The sequence below is a fragment of the Novosphingobium sp. FG137 genome (assembly GCF_057809735.1).
Genome location: NZ_JBMDKN010000008.1, coordinates 70,561 through 85,133, shown reverse-complemented (window position 1 = coordinate 85,133; position 14,573 = coordinate 70,561). Strand labels below are relative to the sequence as shown.

Sequence of the window (14,573 nt, the reverse complement as noted above, 5' to 3'; positions counted from 1 at the left end):
CCTTTCCGCTGATGCCCCATGCCACGGCATCGTGGCTTGTCGACAACACCGCGCTGACCTTCGAGCAGATTGCCGAGTTCTGCGGCCTGCACATCCTCGAAGTGCAGGCGATGGCCGACGATCTGGCCGGTGCCAAGTATACCGGCCGTGATCCGGTTCACTCGGGCGAACTAACCCAGAGCGAGATCGAGCGCGGGCAGTCCAATTCCGAGTACCGGCTGCGCATGCAGAAGGCGCCGATTTCGGTCAGCCGCACCAAGGGTCCGCGCTATACGCCGGTCTCGAAGCGGCAGGACAAGCCCGATGGCATCGCCTGGATCTTGCGCCACCATCCGGAAATCTCGGATGCGCAGATTGGCAAGCTGATCGGTACGACGCGCAATACCATTGCCGCGATCCGCGACCGCAGCCACTGGAACATTTCGAACATCAACCCGAAGGACCCCGTAACTTTGGGTCTGTGCTCGCAGCGTGAGCTTGACGCGCTGGTTGCCAAGGCTGCCAAGCGCGCCGGGATCGAGGAAGACGACACGGCCAACAACCTGCGCCTCGGCAATGATCGCGAGGCCTTGATCGAGGAACTGCGCGCCGAGCGTGAGGCTCAGGCCAAGGCGGCCTCGCAGGCCGCGCAGGAAGCCGAAGCGGCTGCCTGGCTCGAAGCGCGCCGCGCCGAGGGGCTCTCGGACAGCTGACTTCCGGTCCTGAATCGACGTTGCGTTGAAGGTGCATCAGCACTCAAACCCCTCCCCTTCCGGGAGGGGTTTTTCTTTTAGTTGGCCAGATCCAACGGCGTGTCGCTCGCCATGGGCTCAAGTCCATGGCTGAGCATGCCATCAATGTGGGCACCCTGCTCGATCGTCAGGACATCATATCTCACATCGCCGTGAATGCGGGCGGTCTTGAGCACCACAAGCTGGCCCACCTCGATTCCCCCTCGAACCGTCCCGGCAAGTCGCGCAGTCTGCGCACGAATCGCGCCGTGGATCGAGCTCGCTTCGCCCTGGACTAGGCCGGAGCACGTGATGTCCCCCTCGACGTGCCCTTCGATATGCAGCTCGGCGCTGGCCGTGATGTCGCCCTTCACGGCCAGATCGGCCCCAAGCACCGAAAAAGTGGTCGCAGACACGGCGTTACCTTGCCCGGCTGTCCGGGCGACCATGTCCGGCCCTTGTGTTGGCTTCTTGGAAAACATGCGGCATCGCCTCCAGAAAGGGTCGCGGGTCCACCGGACGATCGGCTATCCGCACTTCAAAATGCAAATGGGGTCCGGTCGAGCGGCCGCTGCTGCCGATTGCACCGATAACGCGGCCCGGGCCAACCACCTCGCCAGCGCGGGCCGTGATGCGCGACATATGGGCGTAACGCGTCAACAAGCCGTTGCCGTGGCTGATTTCCACGCAGTTGCCGTAGCCTTGCTTTGCGCCGGTGAAGCTGACCGTGCCAGCAGCTGCCGCCAGAATGGGCGCGCCGATGGGGCCGCGGAAATCAAGGCCGGCGTGGAATGCGCCGCCTCCGGTAAAGGGATCGATGCGGTAGCCGAATCCGCTCGAGATATAGTCGAGGCTGGCGGGAAGCGTATTGGGAATGCGAACCAGAGCCTGCTCCATCGCGCTCATGCGGGAGAGGCTCGCGCCAAATCGGGCAAACCGCGGATCGAGCTTGTTTCCAGGGCCGGTGGCCATTGGAATCAGCGGACCACCCATCGCGCTGCGATCGGAAGCCGCCACAACCTTGGGGTTCAGGCCAAGACGGCGCATCGCGGTCTCCGCGCGGGCGGAACGGATGTCGGCGTAACGCGTCAGCGCTTCGATGAACGCGAGCTGGCGCGCTTCGACCTGGGCCAACCCGGTCGCCTCAGGCAGGATCATCGAGATCTTGCGTACGGTCTTGCTGGCTTCCTCGCTGCTGTCCGAAACGGTGCCGGACGGCAGCGTTTGCGGCAGCGGACCGATCGCGCCCTGCACGTTCTTCTCGATGAAGTCCTGGCGCTTGGCGAGATCGCTGGCGACGGAGCCGAGGCCTGATCGATACTTCGCGACGCGGCTTTCTGCTGTCGCGACCGCAGCTTCCCGCTCCAGCAGCGAGGCTTGATTATAGACCGCGAGGGCTTGGCTGATGACCATCCAGCCCATCATCAGAGCCCACAACAGCACAGCGCCGGCCACGGCCCCTGCGACGCGCATCTGCAACTGCGCCGAAACCCTGATGAAGCGAACATGTCCGTTCGAGCGCATGAAGAATTCGCGGTCGGGGAACCAGCTGCGCACCCGCTCCACGAGCGTTCGCCAGCGGGTTGGCGGACGACCGCCATCCTCTGGCGGTCCCGCCTTGGGCCGAGTTGTAACTGGTAAGATAGCGACCCCCGTCCCTACGCTCTGCATGACCGTCTTTTGGGCGCGAGCCGCTTAGTCGCCCCCGACCACCCGGTCGAATCCACATCGCACCGAGCAGGATGAGCCGTGCGACTCCGTCGACGAGTCGAGCTGCGGGTGTCCTAAGGGCCACCATGCAACCGGCTGTCAGGTCGTCCAGCCGCGAAGGTAAACCACAAGGGTTAGCGACTCGGCGAGATCCAGGCTGGTTCAGCCATTCCGGCTGACAGCACTCCCTCGGGATGATAAGAGCGCGCAATGAACGCGCTCTTTTCCCCCCAAGCCACCGTGGATCACGCTGCCAGCAGCAGAGACGTGGTCGATGCCTCGGCTCTTGTCGAAAGGCTGGCCCGTGCGGGTCGTGCGGCGCAGCGCGTGCTGGCCACCATGCCATCGGCGCAGCGTGCGCAGGCACTTCGTCTTGGCGCTGCGGCGCTGCGGCAGGCTGAGCAGGCCATTCTGGATGCCAACGCTCTCGACGTTGCCGATGGGGTTGCAGCGGGGCTATCGTCCGCGATGGTGGACCGTTTGCGGCTTGATCCCGCGCGGATCGAAGGGATTGCAGCTGCCGTCGAACAGGTCGCCGCGCTCGATGATCCGGTTGGTCAGATCATTGATGAAAGTCGCCGGCCCAATGGCATTGTCCTGCGCCGGGTGCGCGTGCCCATTGGCTTCATCGGGATCATCTATGAAAGCCGTCCGAACGTGACAGCCGATGCCGCCGCACTTTGCGTGCGGTCGGGCAACGCCGCATTGCTGAGGGGCGGTAGCGAGGCGGCGCGGTCGAATCGCGCAATTCACACCGCGCTGGTTAAGGGTCTCGTTGAAGGCGGTGTTCCTACCGAGGTTGTGCAATTGATGCCGACCCAGGATCGCGCAGCTGTCGGCGCGATGCTTGCTGCAGGTGGCTTGATCGACATGATCGTTCCGCGTGGCGGCAAGAGCCTTGTGGCCAGAGTCCAGGCAGATGCGCGCGTCCCGGTTCTCGCGCATCTCGATGGGATCAATCACACATTCATCGATCGCGCGGCGAATCCCGCCATGGCGAAAGACATCGCGCTGAACGCCAAGATGCGCCGCACCGGCATCTGCGGGGCGATGGAAACGCTGCTGGTCGATGCCCAGTTCTCCGATCCGCACGGTCTCGTCGCGCCGCTGCTCGAAGCGGGCTGCGAGCTGCGCGGTGATGCGCGGGCTTGCGCGATCGATCCCCGGATCAAGCCTGCGGATGCCGCGGATTGGGACACCGAATACCTCGATGCGGTGCTCTCGGTCGCGGTGGTCGACGGGCTGGATGGGGCGCTCGCACATATCGCGCGCCATGCCTCCGGGCATACCGACGCCATCGTGACTGACGACGAGGATGTCGCAGCCAGGTTCCTGTCGGAGGTCGACAGCGCCATCGTGATCCACAATGCGTCGAGCCAATTCGCAGACGGCGGCGAGTTCGGATTGGGTGCCGAGATCGGCATCGCCACCGGGCGCCTGCATGCGCGCGGACCGGTCGCTCTCGAAGGATTGACCACCTACAAATGGCTGGTGCTCGGCTCCGGGCAGATCCGCCCCTGAAACCCGTGCTTACCGGCCTGCTCGGCGGCAGTTTCAATCCCGCGCACGGCGGGCATCGGCGGATCAGCCTCTTCGCACGCGAAGCCTTGGGGCTGGACGAGGTGTGGTGGCTCGTTTCACCCGGCAACGTCCTTAAACCCGCTGCGGGCATGGCTCCGCTTTCGGCCCGGTTCGCGTCGGCTCGGGCGGCGGCTCGCGGGGCGCCGATCAGGGTAACGGCGATCGAGGCTGAACTCGGAACGCGCTACACCATCGATTCGCTTCGTTTGCTCAAGCGCCGCTATCCCAAGCGGCAGTTTGTGTGGCTGATGGGAACCGATAATCTCGCGCAGTTTCATCGTTGGCGGGGCTGGCGCGGGATCGCCCGCGAGATGCCGATTGCTGTTATTGCCCGTCCGGGGTATGATGGCGCCGCTATGACGAGCCTCGCCATGGCATGGCTGCGCCGCTGGCGCCGGCGGCACAGCCAGGATTTCAGCGGCGCGAAGCGGAGCGCCCCGGCGCTGGTCATCTTGCACTTTGACCCCGATGCCCGATCTGCGACGGCTCTCCGTGCAGCAGATCCTGACTGGTATCGCCGCATCCCGTTCGTGCATCAACGCGACATGCTCACCCACCGGCCGATTGTGACAGCCGCCCGGGCGAGGGCGCGTTGAGCGCCGATCTGCTCTCGAATGCTTTGTTGGCCGAGCTGCTTCGGCCAACCCACTTCAACCTAGGAACATTGAACCGTAAGCCATGGAGACCATCTACACACTCATGACAAGCCCACAGCCATTGCCGGTCGATGCCGGCATCGCCTCCAGTTCTGCCTCGGGATCCCTGACCGCTGCGCCGGGCACGATCCTCGAACTGGTCTTGCGTTCGCTCGATGACGACCAGGCGCAGGAAATCGTCACGATCCCGCTCGAAGGCAAAAGCTCGGTCGCTGATTACATGGTGATCGCCTCGGGCCGCTCGACTCGTCAGGTCGCTGCCATGGCGCAGAAGCTGGCGGAGCGGATCAAGCAGGGCGGCTTCGGCCATGTCCGGATCGAAGGCCTTCCAGCCGCTGACTGGGTCTTGATCGACGCCGGCGATATCGTCGTCCACCTGTTCCGGCCCGAAGTACGCAGCTTCTACAACCTTGAGCGGATGTGGGCCTTCGGAGATCAGGGCGCGGCCTGACATCTGGGGCTGCACTCCACAGGCGCGGCAGCGCGGGGATTCATTGCGCTGCCAATCTGCGCTAGGGCAAGATCATGCTGCTCCACGTGATTGCCCGCGGAAAGATTGGTCGCTCGCCCGAGGCTGAGCTGGTTGATCGCTATGCGCGCCGGATACCCTGGGGTTTCAAGGTTACCGAGCTGCCTGATCGCGGTGGTGTGCTGCCCGTTCCTGCCGCCACGCCGATCCGAACCGTAGCTCTCGACGAGCGTGGCCAGCAGCTCGCATCCACAGCGTTTGCCGCGATACTGGGCCGCTGGCGCGATGATGGTGTTCGCGAAGCGCGCTTCCTGATTGGCGCGGCGGATGGGCACGATGCAGCGCTCAGGGGCGGAGCGGACCTCTTGCTCGCGTTTGGCGCCGCCACTTGGCCGCACATGCTTGCCCGGGCCATGCTCGCCGAGCAGCTCTGGCGGGCCACGAGTATTCTCTCCGGCCATCCCTACCATCGTGATGGCTGAGGCCATGACGTCACGCGCGGCCTTCATTGCCATGACTCTGGCGCTCGCCAGCCTCGCGGCGTGGCAAAGTGCCGCGCAGGATGCGCCCTATGAAAGCGCCGATCAGGCTGGCGACGCGCTGCGTGCCGCCAGCCGCGCCTTGGCCGAGGCCCGTCAGCGCGGGGATATGCTCGAGGAAGCCGCCCGGCGCGCAATTGCTGCTGCCGATCGCACGGCCAGCGAGGCTGCGGCGGTTGCTGCCCGAATCCAGCAATCCGAAGCAGAGATTGCGCTTGCGAAGGCCAGTGTCCGCGAGATCGACCGGCAGCGCGCGGCTCTGCGGCTGCGCATTGCTGCGCGGCAGGAGCCGGTCGTGCGGCTGACCGCTGCATTGCAACTCATGTCGCGCAGGCCGCTCGTGTTCAGTCTGATGCGCGCAGACACCTTGCGCGAGACGGTCTATCTCCGCGCCGTCCTTGAAACGATGCTACCGGAGGTCCAGCGCCGAACGGCGGGTCTGCGCTCAGAGATCGTGCGCGGCCGCCAGTTGCAGGACCGTGCGCGGCGGGCTGCCGCGAACCTCACGGCTAGCGAGGAAGTGCTGACCGCAAGACGCCAGCAACTCGTCGCGGTCGAGAGCCGACAGCGCATCGCCTCGCGCAGCGCTCAAGGCATCGCTAGCCGCGAGGCAGATCGCGCGTTGGCGCTTGCCGAAGACACCCGCGATATCGCGGCGCTGATGGACCGCTTGCGCGCCGACGGCACCCTGCGCAATGAACTCGCCGCCCTGCCCGGCCCGGTTCCCCGCCCCGACCGCCCCGGCTCGATGCTCGTTGTCGACGAACGCGCGCCTGCCCGCACGGTGGCTGGTGGCCTTGCCTGGATCATGCCCGTGAGTGGCCGGATCGTCAGCGGCTTTGGCGATGCGGCAGGCGCGACGCGTTCGATCGGCGTGACTCTTGCCCCTGCGGCGGGTGCGCAGGTCGTCGCCCCTGCGGCTGGCCGGGTGGCCTTTGCAGGCGACTACCGAGGCTTCGGACGGATCGTCATCATAGACCACGAGGGCGGCTGGACTTCGCTCATCACCAACCTCGGGCGGCTGGACGTCGCCGTTGCGGCCAAAGTGCTGCAGGGATCGCCGCTAGGCCTCGCGGGGCCCGGTCGGCCGACAGTGACGATCGAACTGCGCAAGGATGGAACGCCGGTCAATCCGCTAGCCCTGATCGAGCGCTGATTGCCCTTTCTGCATGGCGCCGGCCCATCTGGCGTTAATCGTCGTGGCTCTATAGAAGCAGGCCAAGGCTCTGCACTCTTTGCCGAAAGACGATCATGGCGTTCAAGTTTGTTCCCTTGCTGCGTGCCGCTGCGCTTGTCAGCGCCGTCGCGCTCATTCCGGCGACCACTGCCGGGCTTGCCGCTGTCGACGCGCGCTCCGGGCCGGAGTTCAGCAAGCTCATGGCGGTCTACGAGCGGATCAAGACGAGTTACGTCGAGCCTGTAGATGACGACAAGCTGATCAAGGGCGCGATCAACGGGATGCTGGCGGCACTCGATCCGCACAGTTCCTACCTCGATGCCCGCGATTTCGAGAACCTGCGCACCCAGACCGATGGTTCCTACGGAGGCCTCGGGCTTTCGGTCACGATGGATGATGGCGCGGTCAAGGTGATCGCGCCCACCAAGGGCAGCCCGGCCGATGCCGCTGGTGTCAAGGCGGGCGACTATATCACCCATATCAACGGGAAACTGATCTACGGCGGTACGCTTGACGAAGCGGTCGACCAGATGCGGGGGCCTCCGGGTACCTCCATTAGCCTGACCTTGTTCCGCACTGGTCGTGACGAGCCGATCGAGGTCAAGATCACGCGCCAGATCATCGAACTGAAGCCGGTCGACTTCAAGGTCGAGGGCAATGTCGGCGTGATCTCGGTCTCAAGCTTCAGTGCCAATGTCGGCGGCGAAGTGCTCGATGCGTACAAGCAGATCAAGGCCAAGACCAACGGACGGGTGACCGGGCTGGTGCTCGACCTGCGCGGCAATCCGGGTGGGCTGCTCGATCAGGCGGTCGCGCTTTCCGACCTGTTCCTTGATCGCGGCGTGATCGTTTCGCAGCGCGGCCGCTATGCGCGCGACAATGAGACCTACAATGCCGAATCAATGACCCCGGGCGATATTGCCAAGGGCATTCCGATGGTCGTGCTGATCAACGAAGGCTCTGCCTCTGCGTCTGAAATCGTCGCTGGTGCCTTGCAGGATCAGCATCGCGCCGTCCTCATGGGTCAGCGCAGTTTCGGCAAGGGCAGCGTGCAAACGCTGATGCCGCTCACGCGCGATACCGCACTGAAGCTGACCACGGCGCGATACTACACGCCGTCTGGCCGCTCTGTGCAGGAAGGCGGTATCGATCCCGATATCGCAGTGCCGCAGATATCCGATCCCGATCTGCGCAAGCGCGCGCTCCGCTTCTATCGCGAGAGCGATCTGCGCGGGCACCTGATCAACGAGATCAAGGATGACAAGGACCTCGAGCGCGACAAGGTTCAGGATCCGCGCTTCAAGATGACGCCCGAAGAACTCAAGGCCAAGGGCATAGACGACTTCCAGCTCTACTATGCGCTGCAGACGCTGGGGCGGACTGCCCCGCAGACGCTGGCTGCGCGCAAGCGGTGATCCCGTGGTGACGTCTGCCAAAAGCGCTGCGCAGGGCGCCTATCTGCTCGCACTGGCGGTGCCGGCGGCGCTGATCACGGCTGTGTATGTCGCGCAATACGCCTTCGGCCTCGCTCCATGCGAAATGTGCTGGTGGCAGCGCTATCCCCATTTTGCGGCGATTGCCTTCGCGCTGGGCGGGCTTGCCACCCGGGGAACACGCCTCGGCAGAGCGCTGGTTGCGCTGGCCGCCCTGGCGATCGGAATCAGCGGGGCGATCGGCGCCTTTCACGCGGGTGTGGAGTACGGCTGGTGGCAGGGGCCGACGGCTTGCTCGTCGACCAGCCTTGGCAACGATCCGCTTGCGTCCATCATGAATGTTCCGCTGATCCGGTGCGATACGCCAGCCTGGACCATGTTCGGCATTAGCCTTGCGGGCTTCAATTTCCTGATTTCGGTCGCCAGCGCCGTGCTGATCCTCGTGCTTATCGGCCGCCGCAGCAAGGGACTTTCACGATGACTGAAACACGCGAAGTGATGCTGCGGGTCAACCAAGCCGGTGAATTCGGCGCGATCCGCATCTACGCCGGGCAACTGGCGGTGATGGGAGACCGCACGTCGATCTCGGGTGAGATCGCGGCGATGGCGCAGCAGGAAGCTGTGCACCGCGAACGCTTCGATGCCCTGCTGATCAAGCGCGGCGTGCGCCCCACAGCGTTGCAACCGCTCTGGTCCGCTGCCGGCTTTGCGCTTGGCGCAGCCACCGCGCTGATTGGCCCCGAAGCGGCGATGGCCTGCACCGCCGCGATCGAAACAGAGATCGACCGTCATTACACCGAGCAGCTTGAACAACTTGGTGAAGATGATCCGGAGCTTTCCGGGATGATCCGCGAGTTTCGTGATGACGAGCGCGAGCATCGCGATACGGCGCTGGCATCCGGCGCAGAGCGGGCGCCGGCCTATCCGCTGCTGTTCAATGCAATCCGCATGGGCTGCCGCGTGGCCATCGCCGTCTCGAAACGTATCTGATCGGGCAAGGCTTGATCCACCGCAAGGCATGGACTTCAGCTATCGTTCACGCGGTAGAGGCCCTATATCAACCGGCACGACCCCCAAGCTGGAGCTTACCTGCGATGAAGCGCCGTTCTGCCGCCGCCCTTGCCCCCGCCTTGGCTCTCGTCGCGCTGCTTGGAGCGCCGTTGCCTGCTGCCGCGCAGACGCAGGACAATCCGACCGAGAAGATCAACCAGCTGATCGTCTATGGTGACGATCCCTGCCCGGCATCGTCCGATGGCTCGATTACGGTCTGCGCCCGCAAGGACGAATCCGAGCGGTTCCGCATTCCCAAGCCGCTGCGCGATAATCCCAATGATTCGGTCAATCAGGGCTGGACCCAACGCGTAAAGGCTTACGAGACCGTGGGAGCCTTCGGCACCAATTCCTGTTCGCCGGTCGGTGCGGGCGGTGCCACGGGCTGCATGTCGCAGCTCATCAACAGCGCCTACGCCGAAAAGAAGCAGAGCAGCGATGTTCAGTTCGGCAAGCTGATCGAAGAGGAGCGCGCAAAGCGGCTCAAAACGATCGATGCCGACACTGCGGCAGAGCAAGCCCGCGTTGAAGTGCTCGAGAAGGAGTACGAGGCAAAGCTCAAGCGCGAGCGCGACGGTGAGACGAAGCCCGCCGCGCCGGAGGCACCTTCGCCTGCTACGCCCTTGACCACTCCGCCCCAGCCCTGATGGCCTGCGGGCGCTGGTCAGCCCAGCGCGATATCCGGTGCGTCTTCCTGCTTCATGCCTACGGTGTGATATCCCGAATCGACGTGATGCACTTCGCCCGTCACGCCTGACGCGAGGTCGGACAGCAGGTAGAGGCCGGCTCCGCCAACATCGTCGATCGTGACATTGCGCCGCAGCGGCGAATTGAGCTCGTTCCACTTCAGAATATAGCGGAAATCGCCGATTCCGCTTGCCGCCAGCGTCTTGATCGGACCGGCAGACAGCGCGTTGACGCGGATGCCCTGCGGGCCGCAGTCGTTGGCGAGGTAGCGCACGCTGGCCTCCAGCGCGGCCTTGGCGACGCCCATGACATTGTAGTGCGGAACCACCTTTTCGGCGCCGTAGTAGGTCAGCGTCAGGATGGAGCCCCCACCGCTCACCACACCGCTCTCGTCTTCCACTTGCGGCATCATCGCCGCCGCGCGCCGGGTCACGGCGACCATGCTGTAGACCGAGATGTTCATGGTCATCAGGAAGTTGTCGAGCGAGGTGTCCATGAACTTGCCCCGCAGCTCGGTCTTGTCCGAAAAGCCGATCGCGTGGACGAGGAAGTCGATCGTGGGCCAGCGCGCGGCCAGCGTGTCGAACGCAGTATCAAGCGCGGCCATGTCGGAAACATCGCATTCGAGCAGGAAATCGCTGCCAAGGCTGGCGGCCAGCGGACGCACCCGCTTTTCGAGCGCTTCCCCCTGATAGGAAAAAGCGAGCTCGGCGCCTTGCTCGTGCAGCTTGCGGGCAATCCCCCATGCGAGCGACTTGTCATTGGCGAGGCCCATGATCAGGCCACGCTTTCCTTCCATAAGTCCTGTCATGCGACCCCTTGCTTCACTCATCCTGTTGCGTCTGGACGGTCGCACCTGCTTTCGCGGCGCGAGCCCGGTTGTCGGACTGCCCAACCAGGTCCCGCTCTTCCGGCGCTTCGGCCAGAGCAGCGTTGAGTTCGGCTCCTATGACCATCCCTAGGCCAATCAGCCAAAAAAAGAAAAGCGTGATCATCACCCCGGCAAGGCTGCCGTAGGTCAGATCGTAGACGAACATGTGCCGCAGCAGCTTGGGCAAGATCGTGGTGACGGCCAGCCACCAGAGCGTGACGAAGAGCGCACCCGGCCACTTTGGATAGATCCGGGCGCTGTAGGCTCCGGGGGTCAACGAGATGAAGAGCAGCCACAGCGAACCGAACAGCACCAGCGCAGGGATCACGCGGTAGAGCGCCAGCGTGTCGATCAGGCTTGTCGCCCTTGGCAGAAAGGTCGTCACCGTCTCCATCACCGTGCCGATCAGCACCTGCGCGGCGATCGAGACGAGAATCAGCACGACAGACGCGATGATCAGCCCGGTCGACATCAGCCGGTAGCGCCAGAATGCATGGACCAGACCGGTACCGTAGGCTCGCCGCAGGATATCCCGAATTGTCTCGACCAGACTGCCAACCGTCCACAGGCCGACAAGGCCGCCGATCCACAACAATCCACCAGTCCGCGCCTCGATCACGGCATGGGCGACAGGCGAGAGCACGTTTGCAACCACTGGCGGCATGGCCATCAAAACGGTGTTCACCGCCGCCGTCCGGTCGTTTGCCTCGCCCACCAGCGAGAACATTGCAGCGCCGGTGATGAAGAAAGGAAACAGGGCGATGAGCACCATGTAGGCGAAGTTGCCCGCATGGATCGTGCCGTCGTAAATCACCCCTACCCACATCCTGCGGAGCACTTCGAGCGATCGGACACGAAACGAGCGAGGGCCGCTCCTGCTGGCGAGGTCCGGACGCTGCGCCAGCGCCGCGCGGCGCCGCGCTTCGGGCGAGAGGTCTGCTACCGGCTGGCTTGGTGCGGCGGTGCCGGGCGGCGGCGGCACAGCGGCGTCGCCATCCATGCCGCTAGACTGCAAACCTGGCGCGCAAGTCGCGGCTGTCGCGCCATCCCTCCAGGCGGGCTTTGAGGTCGGGATCGTCGGCCGGGATGTCGACCAGCAGCGTTACCAACTGATCCCCGTGCTCGCCGTTCTTGCGCGTGAAGCCGCGACCCTTGAGCCGGAGCGTCTTGCCGCTGGTGCTGCCCGGCGCGACGGTCATCATCACCGGTCCTTCAACCGTCGGGATCCTCACCTTCGCGCCTTCGATCGCCTCATCGAGACTGATCGGCACTTCGAGCAGGATATTGTCGCCATCTCGCTCGAAATGGGGGCTGGGCTGGATTTCGATTGTCACGATGGCATCGCCGAACCCGCCGGGCCCCTGTTCGCCCTTGCCGCCGAGGCGGACCTGCTGCCCATCGATCAGGCCGGGTGGCAGCTTGAGGTCGATGGTTTTGCCATCGGCCAGAGTGACCCGCTGCGGTTCACGGCGGGCTGCCTCATTGAAAGGAACCTTGAGTGCATAGGTGACGTTCGCGCCGCGCGGAGCCGGGCGGCGCCGCGCGCCTGCGCCGGGGCCAGCGCCCATCCCGCCGCGCCCACCGAAAAGGCCTTCGAAGATGTCGCCAAGATCGATGCCTTCGCTGCTGCTGCCGCCACCGCCAAACCCTTCGAAGCCATCATGGCGATAGCCGCGCTGTGCCCCGGCAAAGCCGCCGCCCGCGCCGCCACCGAAGCCGAAGGGACCAGCGGGATTTCCGTCCGCATCGATCTCCCCACGATCGAACCGGGCTCGTTTGTCCTTGTCGGAAAGCAGGTCGTACGCCTGAGTCACTTCGGCGAAGCGCTCCGCCGCGTTCGGCTTTCCTGCATTGCGATCGGGGTGCAGTTCCTTTGCCAGCGTGCGATAGGCGGACTTGATGTCCTTCTCGCTCGCGGTGCGCGGCACGCCAAGAATGGAATAAGGATCAGCCATACCCTCTAGCTAGGGTCACGCCCGCCTACCCGCAAGGCTCGCTTTGCACTCAGGCTCGGCTAAGCTAGGGCGAACGCATCTGAATGACCGTTATCTGGAATGGACAGGACCCAAGCCGTGCCCACCGATATGAACGACGATGCCATTCCCGGGTCTGAGCCCTTCGCGATTTTCGAGGCGTGGTTTGCCGAAGCGAAGGCGAGCGAGCCCAACGATCCGAATGCTATGGCGCTGGCGACGGCAACGCCGGGCGCGGCCCCTTCGGTGCGCATGGTTCTGCTCAAGGGCCACGGATCTGACGGATTTGTCTTCTACACCAATTTCGAAAGCCGCAAGGGCGGGGAACTGGCGGCCAATCCCCAGGTCGCACTGCTCTTCCACTGGAAGAGCCTGCGCCGGCAGGTGCGGATCGAAGGGACGATCAAGGAAGTCACGCCGGCCGAAGCGGACGCCTACTTCGCCAGCCGCCATCCCGAATCGCGGCTTGGCTCGGCGGCGTCCGATCAGTCCCGTCCATTGCCTTCGCGCGAAGTTTACATGGCGCGGGTTGAAGCATTGCGGGCCGAGTATCCTGATGGATCGGTGCCGCGCCCGGCACATTGGTCCGGCTACCGCGTGACGCCCCATGCGATCGAATTCTGGCAGGACCGTGCCTTCCGCCTTCACGAACGCCGCCGTTTCACCCGTCTCGACGGGAACCAGTGGGCCAGTTCGCTGCTTTATCCGTGAGAGACAGCACGATTTCAGGATGGACATGACCCGCAGCCCCGATCACGGCGAGCTCAATCGCCGTGCTGCTTACGCCAGCATCGCTGTTGCGGCGATGCTGCTGGCGATGAAGGGCTATGCGGCGGTCACCACTGGCTCCACGGCCATGCTCGGCAGCCTTGCCGATACCGGGCTCGATCTGGTCGCCAGTCTGGCGACGCTGCTCGGAGTCTGGATCGGCGCGCAGCCTGCCGACGCAAACCACCGGTTCGGTCATGGCAAAGCCGAGGCTCTAACGGCCATGTTCCAGGTCGTGCTGATCTCGCTTTCGGCGCTTGGCCTTGCATGGCGTGCCGTCGATGAGTTTCTCGGCGGCGGACGCCCCGCCGATGCGGAAGCCGGCATGCTGGTTTCCCTCGTTGCGATTGCGGCGACGTTCTTTCTGCTTGGCTATCAGCGCCGCGTGATCCGGGCGACGGGCAGCCTCGCCATTGCGACGGACAATCTACACTATTCATCGGATCTGGTGCTGAATATCGCGGTGATTGCCGCACTGGCACTCGATCACTGGCTGGGCCTGGCCGGTGCGGATGCCGTGTTTGCGTTCGGCATTGCGTTGTGGCTGGGCTGGGGCGCCTGGGGGGCATCGCAGGCCGCGATCGAGCAGTTGATGGATCACGAATGGCCGCTCGAAAAGCGCGAGCGGTTTCTTGCGGTCGTTGCCCAGCATCCGGAGCTCAAGGGCTTGCACGATCTTCGCACCCGCACCAGCGGCAACCGCGATTTCGTGCAGTTTCACGTCTGGGTCGATGGACGCATGACCGTGACCGAAGCGCACCGGGTCATGGACGAGATCGAGGCAAAACTGCTCGAAGCATTCCCAGGTGTCGAGATCCTGATCCATCCCGATCCCGATGGCCATGTCGATGAGGCAGCGCTCGGTGCGCAGGATCTGCTTGCGTCCGCGCCCGATGGTACCAGCCCCGCGCTGCTGGCCCAGGGCGCGCCTGCCCGGCGCTGAAGGGGC

General features: G+C 64.5%; 17 protein-coding genes. 12 read left to right on the top strand and 5 right to left on the bottom strand.

Annotated elements, in window-relative coordinates:
- Positions 1-11: 11 nt before the first annotated feature.
- Positions 12-692 (top strand): DUF1013 domain-containing protein, encoded by a 681-nt coding sequence (locus ACODS2_RS19885; RefSeq protein WP_421839898.1) that lies wholly within the window; start codon positions 12-14, stop codon positions 690-692.
- Between the two features lie 77 nt (positions 693-769).
- Here ACODS2_RS19885 and ACODS2_RS19880 read toward each other — a convergent pair whose 3' ends face one another.
- Positions 770-1,126, bottom strand: coding sequence for a bactofilin family protein (locus ACODS2_RS19880; RefSeq protein WP_489000330.1), 357 nt, complete (start codon positions 1,124-1,126; stop codon positions 770-772).
- A gap of 4 nt (positions 1,127-1,130) precedes the next feature.
- Positions 1,131-2,276, bottom strand: a complete 1,146-nt coding sequence (locus tag ACODS2_RS19875) for a M23 family metallopeptidase (RefSeq protein WP_489000329.1) — start codon at positions 2,274-2,276, stop codon at positions 1,131-1,133.
- A 354-nt stretch (positions 2,277-2,630) separates the two neighbouring features.
- Between ACODS2_RS19875 and ACODS2_RS19870 the strand changes: the two genes are divergently transcribed.
- The 9 genes from ACODS2_RS19870 (at position 2,631) to ACODS2_RS19830 (ending at position 9,972) form a co-directional block, all read left to right on the top strand.
- Positions 2,631-3,941, top strand: coding sequence for a glutamate-5-semialdehyde dehydrogenase (locus ACODS2_RS19870; protein WP_489000328.1), 1,311 nt, complete (start codon positions 2,631-2,633; stop codon positions 3,939-3,941).
- A complete protein-coding gene (locus ACODS2_RS19865) occupies positions 3,905-4,597 on the top strand; it encodes a nicotinate-nucleotide adenylyltransferase (protein WP_489000327.1) in 693 nt (230 codons plus the stop codon). Before ACODS2_RS19870 ends, ACODS2_RS19865 begins: the two co-directional genes overlap by 37 nt.
- Positions 4,598-4,700: 103 nt before the next feature.
- Positions 4,701-5,108 (top strand): ribosome silencing factor, encoded by a 408-nt coding sequence (gene rsfS, locus ACODS2_RS19860; RefSeq protein WP_489000326.1) that lies wholly within the window; start codon positions 4,701-4,703, stop codon positions 5,106-5,108.
- Positions 5,109-5,182: 74 nt separating this feature from the next.
- A complete protein-coding gene (locus ACODS2_RS19855) occupies positions 5,183-5,608 on the top strand; it encodes a 23S rRNA (pseudouridine(1915)-N(3))-methyltransferase RlmH (RefSeq protein WP_489000325.1) in 426 nt (141 codons plus the stop codon).
- Between the two features lie 31 nt (positions 5,609-5,639).
- On the top strand, positions 5,640-6,821 hold the full coding sequence (locus ACODS2_RS19850) for a murein hydrolase activator EnvC family protein (RefSeq protein ID WP_489000441.1): 1,182 nt from the start codon (positions 5,640-5,642) through the stop codon (positions 6,819-6,821).
- A gap of 95 nt (positions 6,822-6,916) precedes the next feature.
- Positions 6,917-8,257, top strand: a complete 1,341-nt coding sequence (locus ACODS2_RS19845) for a S41 family peptidase (protein ID WP_298173609.1) — start codon at positions 6,917-6,919, stop codon at positions 8,255-8,257.
- A 7-nt stretch (positions 8,258-8,264) separates the two neighbouring features.
- Positions 8,265-8,756, top strand: a complete 492-nt coding sequence (locus ACODS2_RS19840; protein ID WP_489000324.1) for a disulfide bond formation protein B — start codon at positions 8,265-8,267, stop codon at positions 8,754-8,756.
- Positions 8,753-9,265 carry a demethoxyubiquinone hydroxylase family protein gene (locus ACODS2_RS19835; protein ID WP_298173603.1) on the top strand — a complete coding sequence of 171 codons (513 nt, stop codon included), beginning with the start codon at positions 8,753-8,755 and terminating at the stop codon, positions 9,263-9,265. Before ACODS2_RS19840 ends, ACODS2_RS19835 begins: the two co-directional genes overlap by 4 nt.
- Positions 9,266-9,369: 104 nt before the next feature.
- Complete coding sequence (locus ACODS2_RS19830; protein ID WP_489000323.1) at positions 9,370-9,972, top strand: hypothetical protein; 603 nt, start codon at positions 9,370-9,372, stop codon at positions 9,970-9,972.
- Between the two features lie 17 nt (positions 9,973-9,989).
- Here the strand turns inward: ACODS2_RS19830 and fabI are convergent, their stop codons facing one another.
- From fabI to ACODS2_RS19815, 3 genes are read right to left on the bottom strand one after another with little or no spacing between them, the layout of a single operon-like run.
- Positions 9,990-10,823, bottom strand: a complete 834-nt coding sequence (gene fabI / locus ACODS2_RS19825) for an enoyl-ACP reductase FabI (protein WP_489000322.1) — start codon at positions 10,821-10,823, stop codon at positions 9,990-9,992.
- A 13-nt stretch (positions 10,824-10,836) separates the two neighbouring features.
- A complete protein-coding gene (locus ACODS2_RS19820; protein WP_489000321.1) occupies positions 10,837-11,883 on the bottom strand; it encodes a YihY/virulence factor BrkB family protein in 1,047 nt (348 codons plus the stop codon).
- A gap of 4 nt (positions 11,884-11,887) precedes the next feature.
- A complete protein-coding gene (locus ACODS2_RS19815) occupies positions 11,888-12,838 on the bottom strand; it encodes a DnaJ C-terminal domain-containing protein (protein WP_489000320.1) in 951 nt (316 codons plus the stop codon).
- A gap of 99 nt (positions 12,839-12,937) precedes the next feature.
- Here ACODS2_RS19815 and pdxH point away from each other — a divergent pair, with 99 nt between their 5' ends.
- Positions 12,938-13,567 (top strand): pyridoxamine 5'-phosphate oxidase, encoded by a 630-nt coding sequence (pdxH, locus tag ACODS2_RS19810; RefSeq protein WP_489000319.1) that lies wholly within the window; start codon positions 12,938-12,940, stop codon positions 13,565-13,567.
- Between the two features lie 19 nt (positions 13,568-13,586).
- Positions 13,587-14,567, top strand: a complete 981-nt coding sequence (locus ACODS2_RS19805; protein ID WP_489000318.1) for a cation diffusion facilitator family transporter — start codon at positions 13,587-13,589, stop codon at positions 14,565-14,567.
- Positions 14,568-14,573: the final 6 nt, after the last annotated feature.

What these genes read in the sequence shown, in the direction of transcription:
- ACODS2_RS19885 (WP_421839898.1), top strand. Translation starts at nt 12, where the DNA reads ATGCCCCATGCCACGGCATCGTGGCTTGTCGACAACACCGCGCTGACC.
- ACODS2_RS19870 (WP_489000328.1), top strand. Translation starts at nt 2,631, where the DNA reads ATGAACGCGCTCTTTTCCCCCCAAGCCACCGTGGATCACGCTGCCAGC.
- ACODS2_RS19865 (WP_489000327.1), top strand. Translation starts at nt 3,905, where the DNA reads ATGGCTGGTGCTCGGCTCCGGGCAGATCCGCCCCTGAAACCCGTGCTT.
- rsfS (WP_489000326.1), top strand. Translation starts at nt 4,701, where the DNA reads ATGACAAGCCCACAGCCATTGCCGGTCGATGCCGGCATCGCCTCCAGT.
- ACODS2_RS19855 (WP_489000325.1), top strand. Translation starts at nt 5,183, where the DNA reads ATGCTGCTCCACGTGATTGCCCGCGGAAAGATTGGTCGCTCGCCCGAG.
- ACODS2_RS19850 (WP_489000441.1), top strand. Translation starts at nt 5,640, where the DNA reads ATGACTCTGGCGCTCGCCAGCCTCGCGGCGTGGCAAAGTGCCGCGCAG.
- ACODS2_RS19845 (WP_298173609.1), top strand. Translation starts at nt 6,917, where the DNA reads ATGGCGTTCAAGTTTGTTCCCTTGCTGCGTGCCGCTGCGCTTGTCAGC.
- ACODS2_RS19835 (WP_298173603.1), top strand. Translation starts at nt 8,753, where the DNA reads ATGACTGAAACACGCGAAGTGATGCTGCGGGTCAACCAAGCCGGTGAA.
- ACODS2_RS19830 (WP_489000323.1), top strand. Translation starts at nt 9,370, where the DNA reads ATGAAGCGCCGTTCTGCCGCCGCCCTTGCCCCCGCCTTGGCTCTCGTC.
- fabI (WP_489000322.1), bottom strand. Translation starts at nt 10,823, where the DNA reads ATGACAGGACTTATGGAAGGAAAGCGTGGCCTGATCATGGGCCTCGCC.
- ACODS2_RS19820 (WP_489000321.1), bottom strand. Translation starts at nt 11,883, where the DNA reads ATGGATGGCGACGCCGCTGTGCCGCCGCCGCCCGGCACCGCCGCACCA.
- ACODS2_RS19815 (WP_489000320.1), bottom strand. Translation starts at nt 12,838, where the DNA reads ATGGCTGATCCTTATTCCATTCTTGGCGTGCCGCGCACCGCGAGCGAG.
- pdxH (WP_489000319.1), top strand. Translation starts at nt 12,938, where the DNA reads ATGGACAGGACCCAAGCCGTGCCCACCGATATGAACGACGATGCCATT.
- ACODS2_RS19805 (WP_489000318.1), top strand. Translation starts at nt 13,587, where the DNA reads ATGGACATGACCCGCAGCCCCGATCACGGCGAGCTCAATCGCCGTGCT.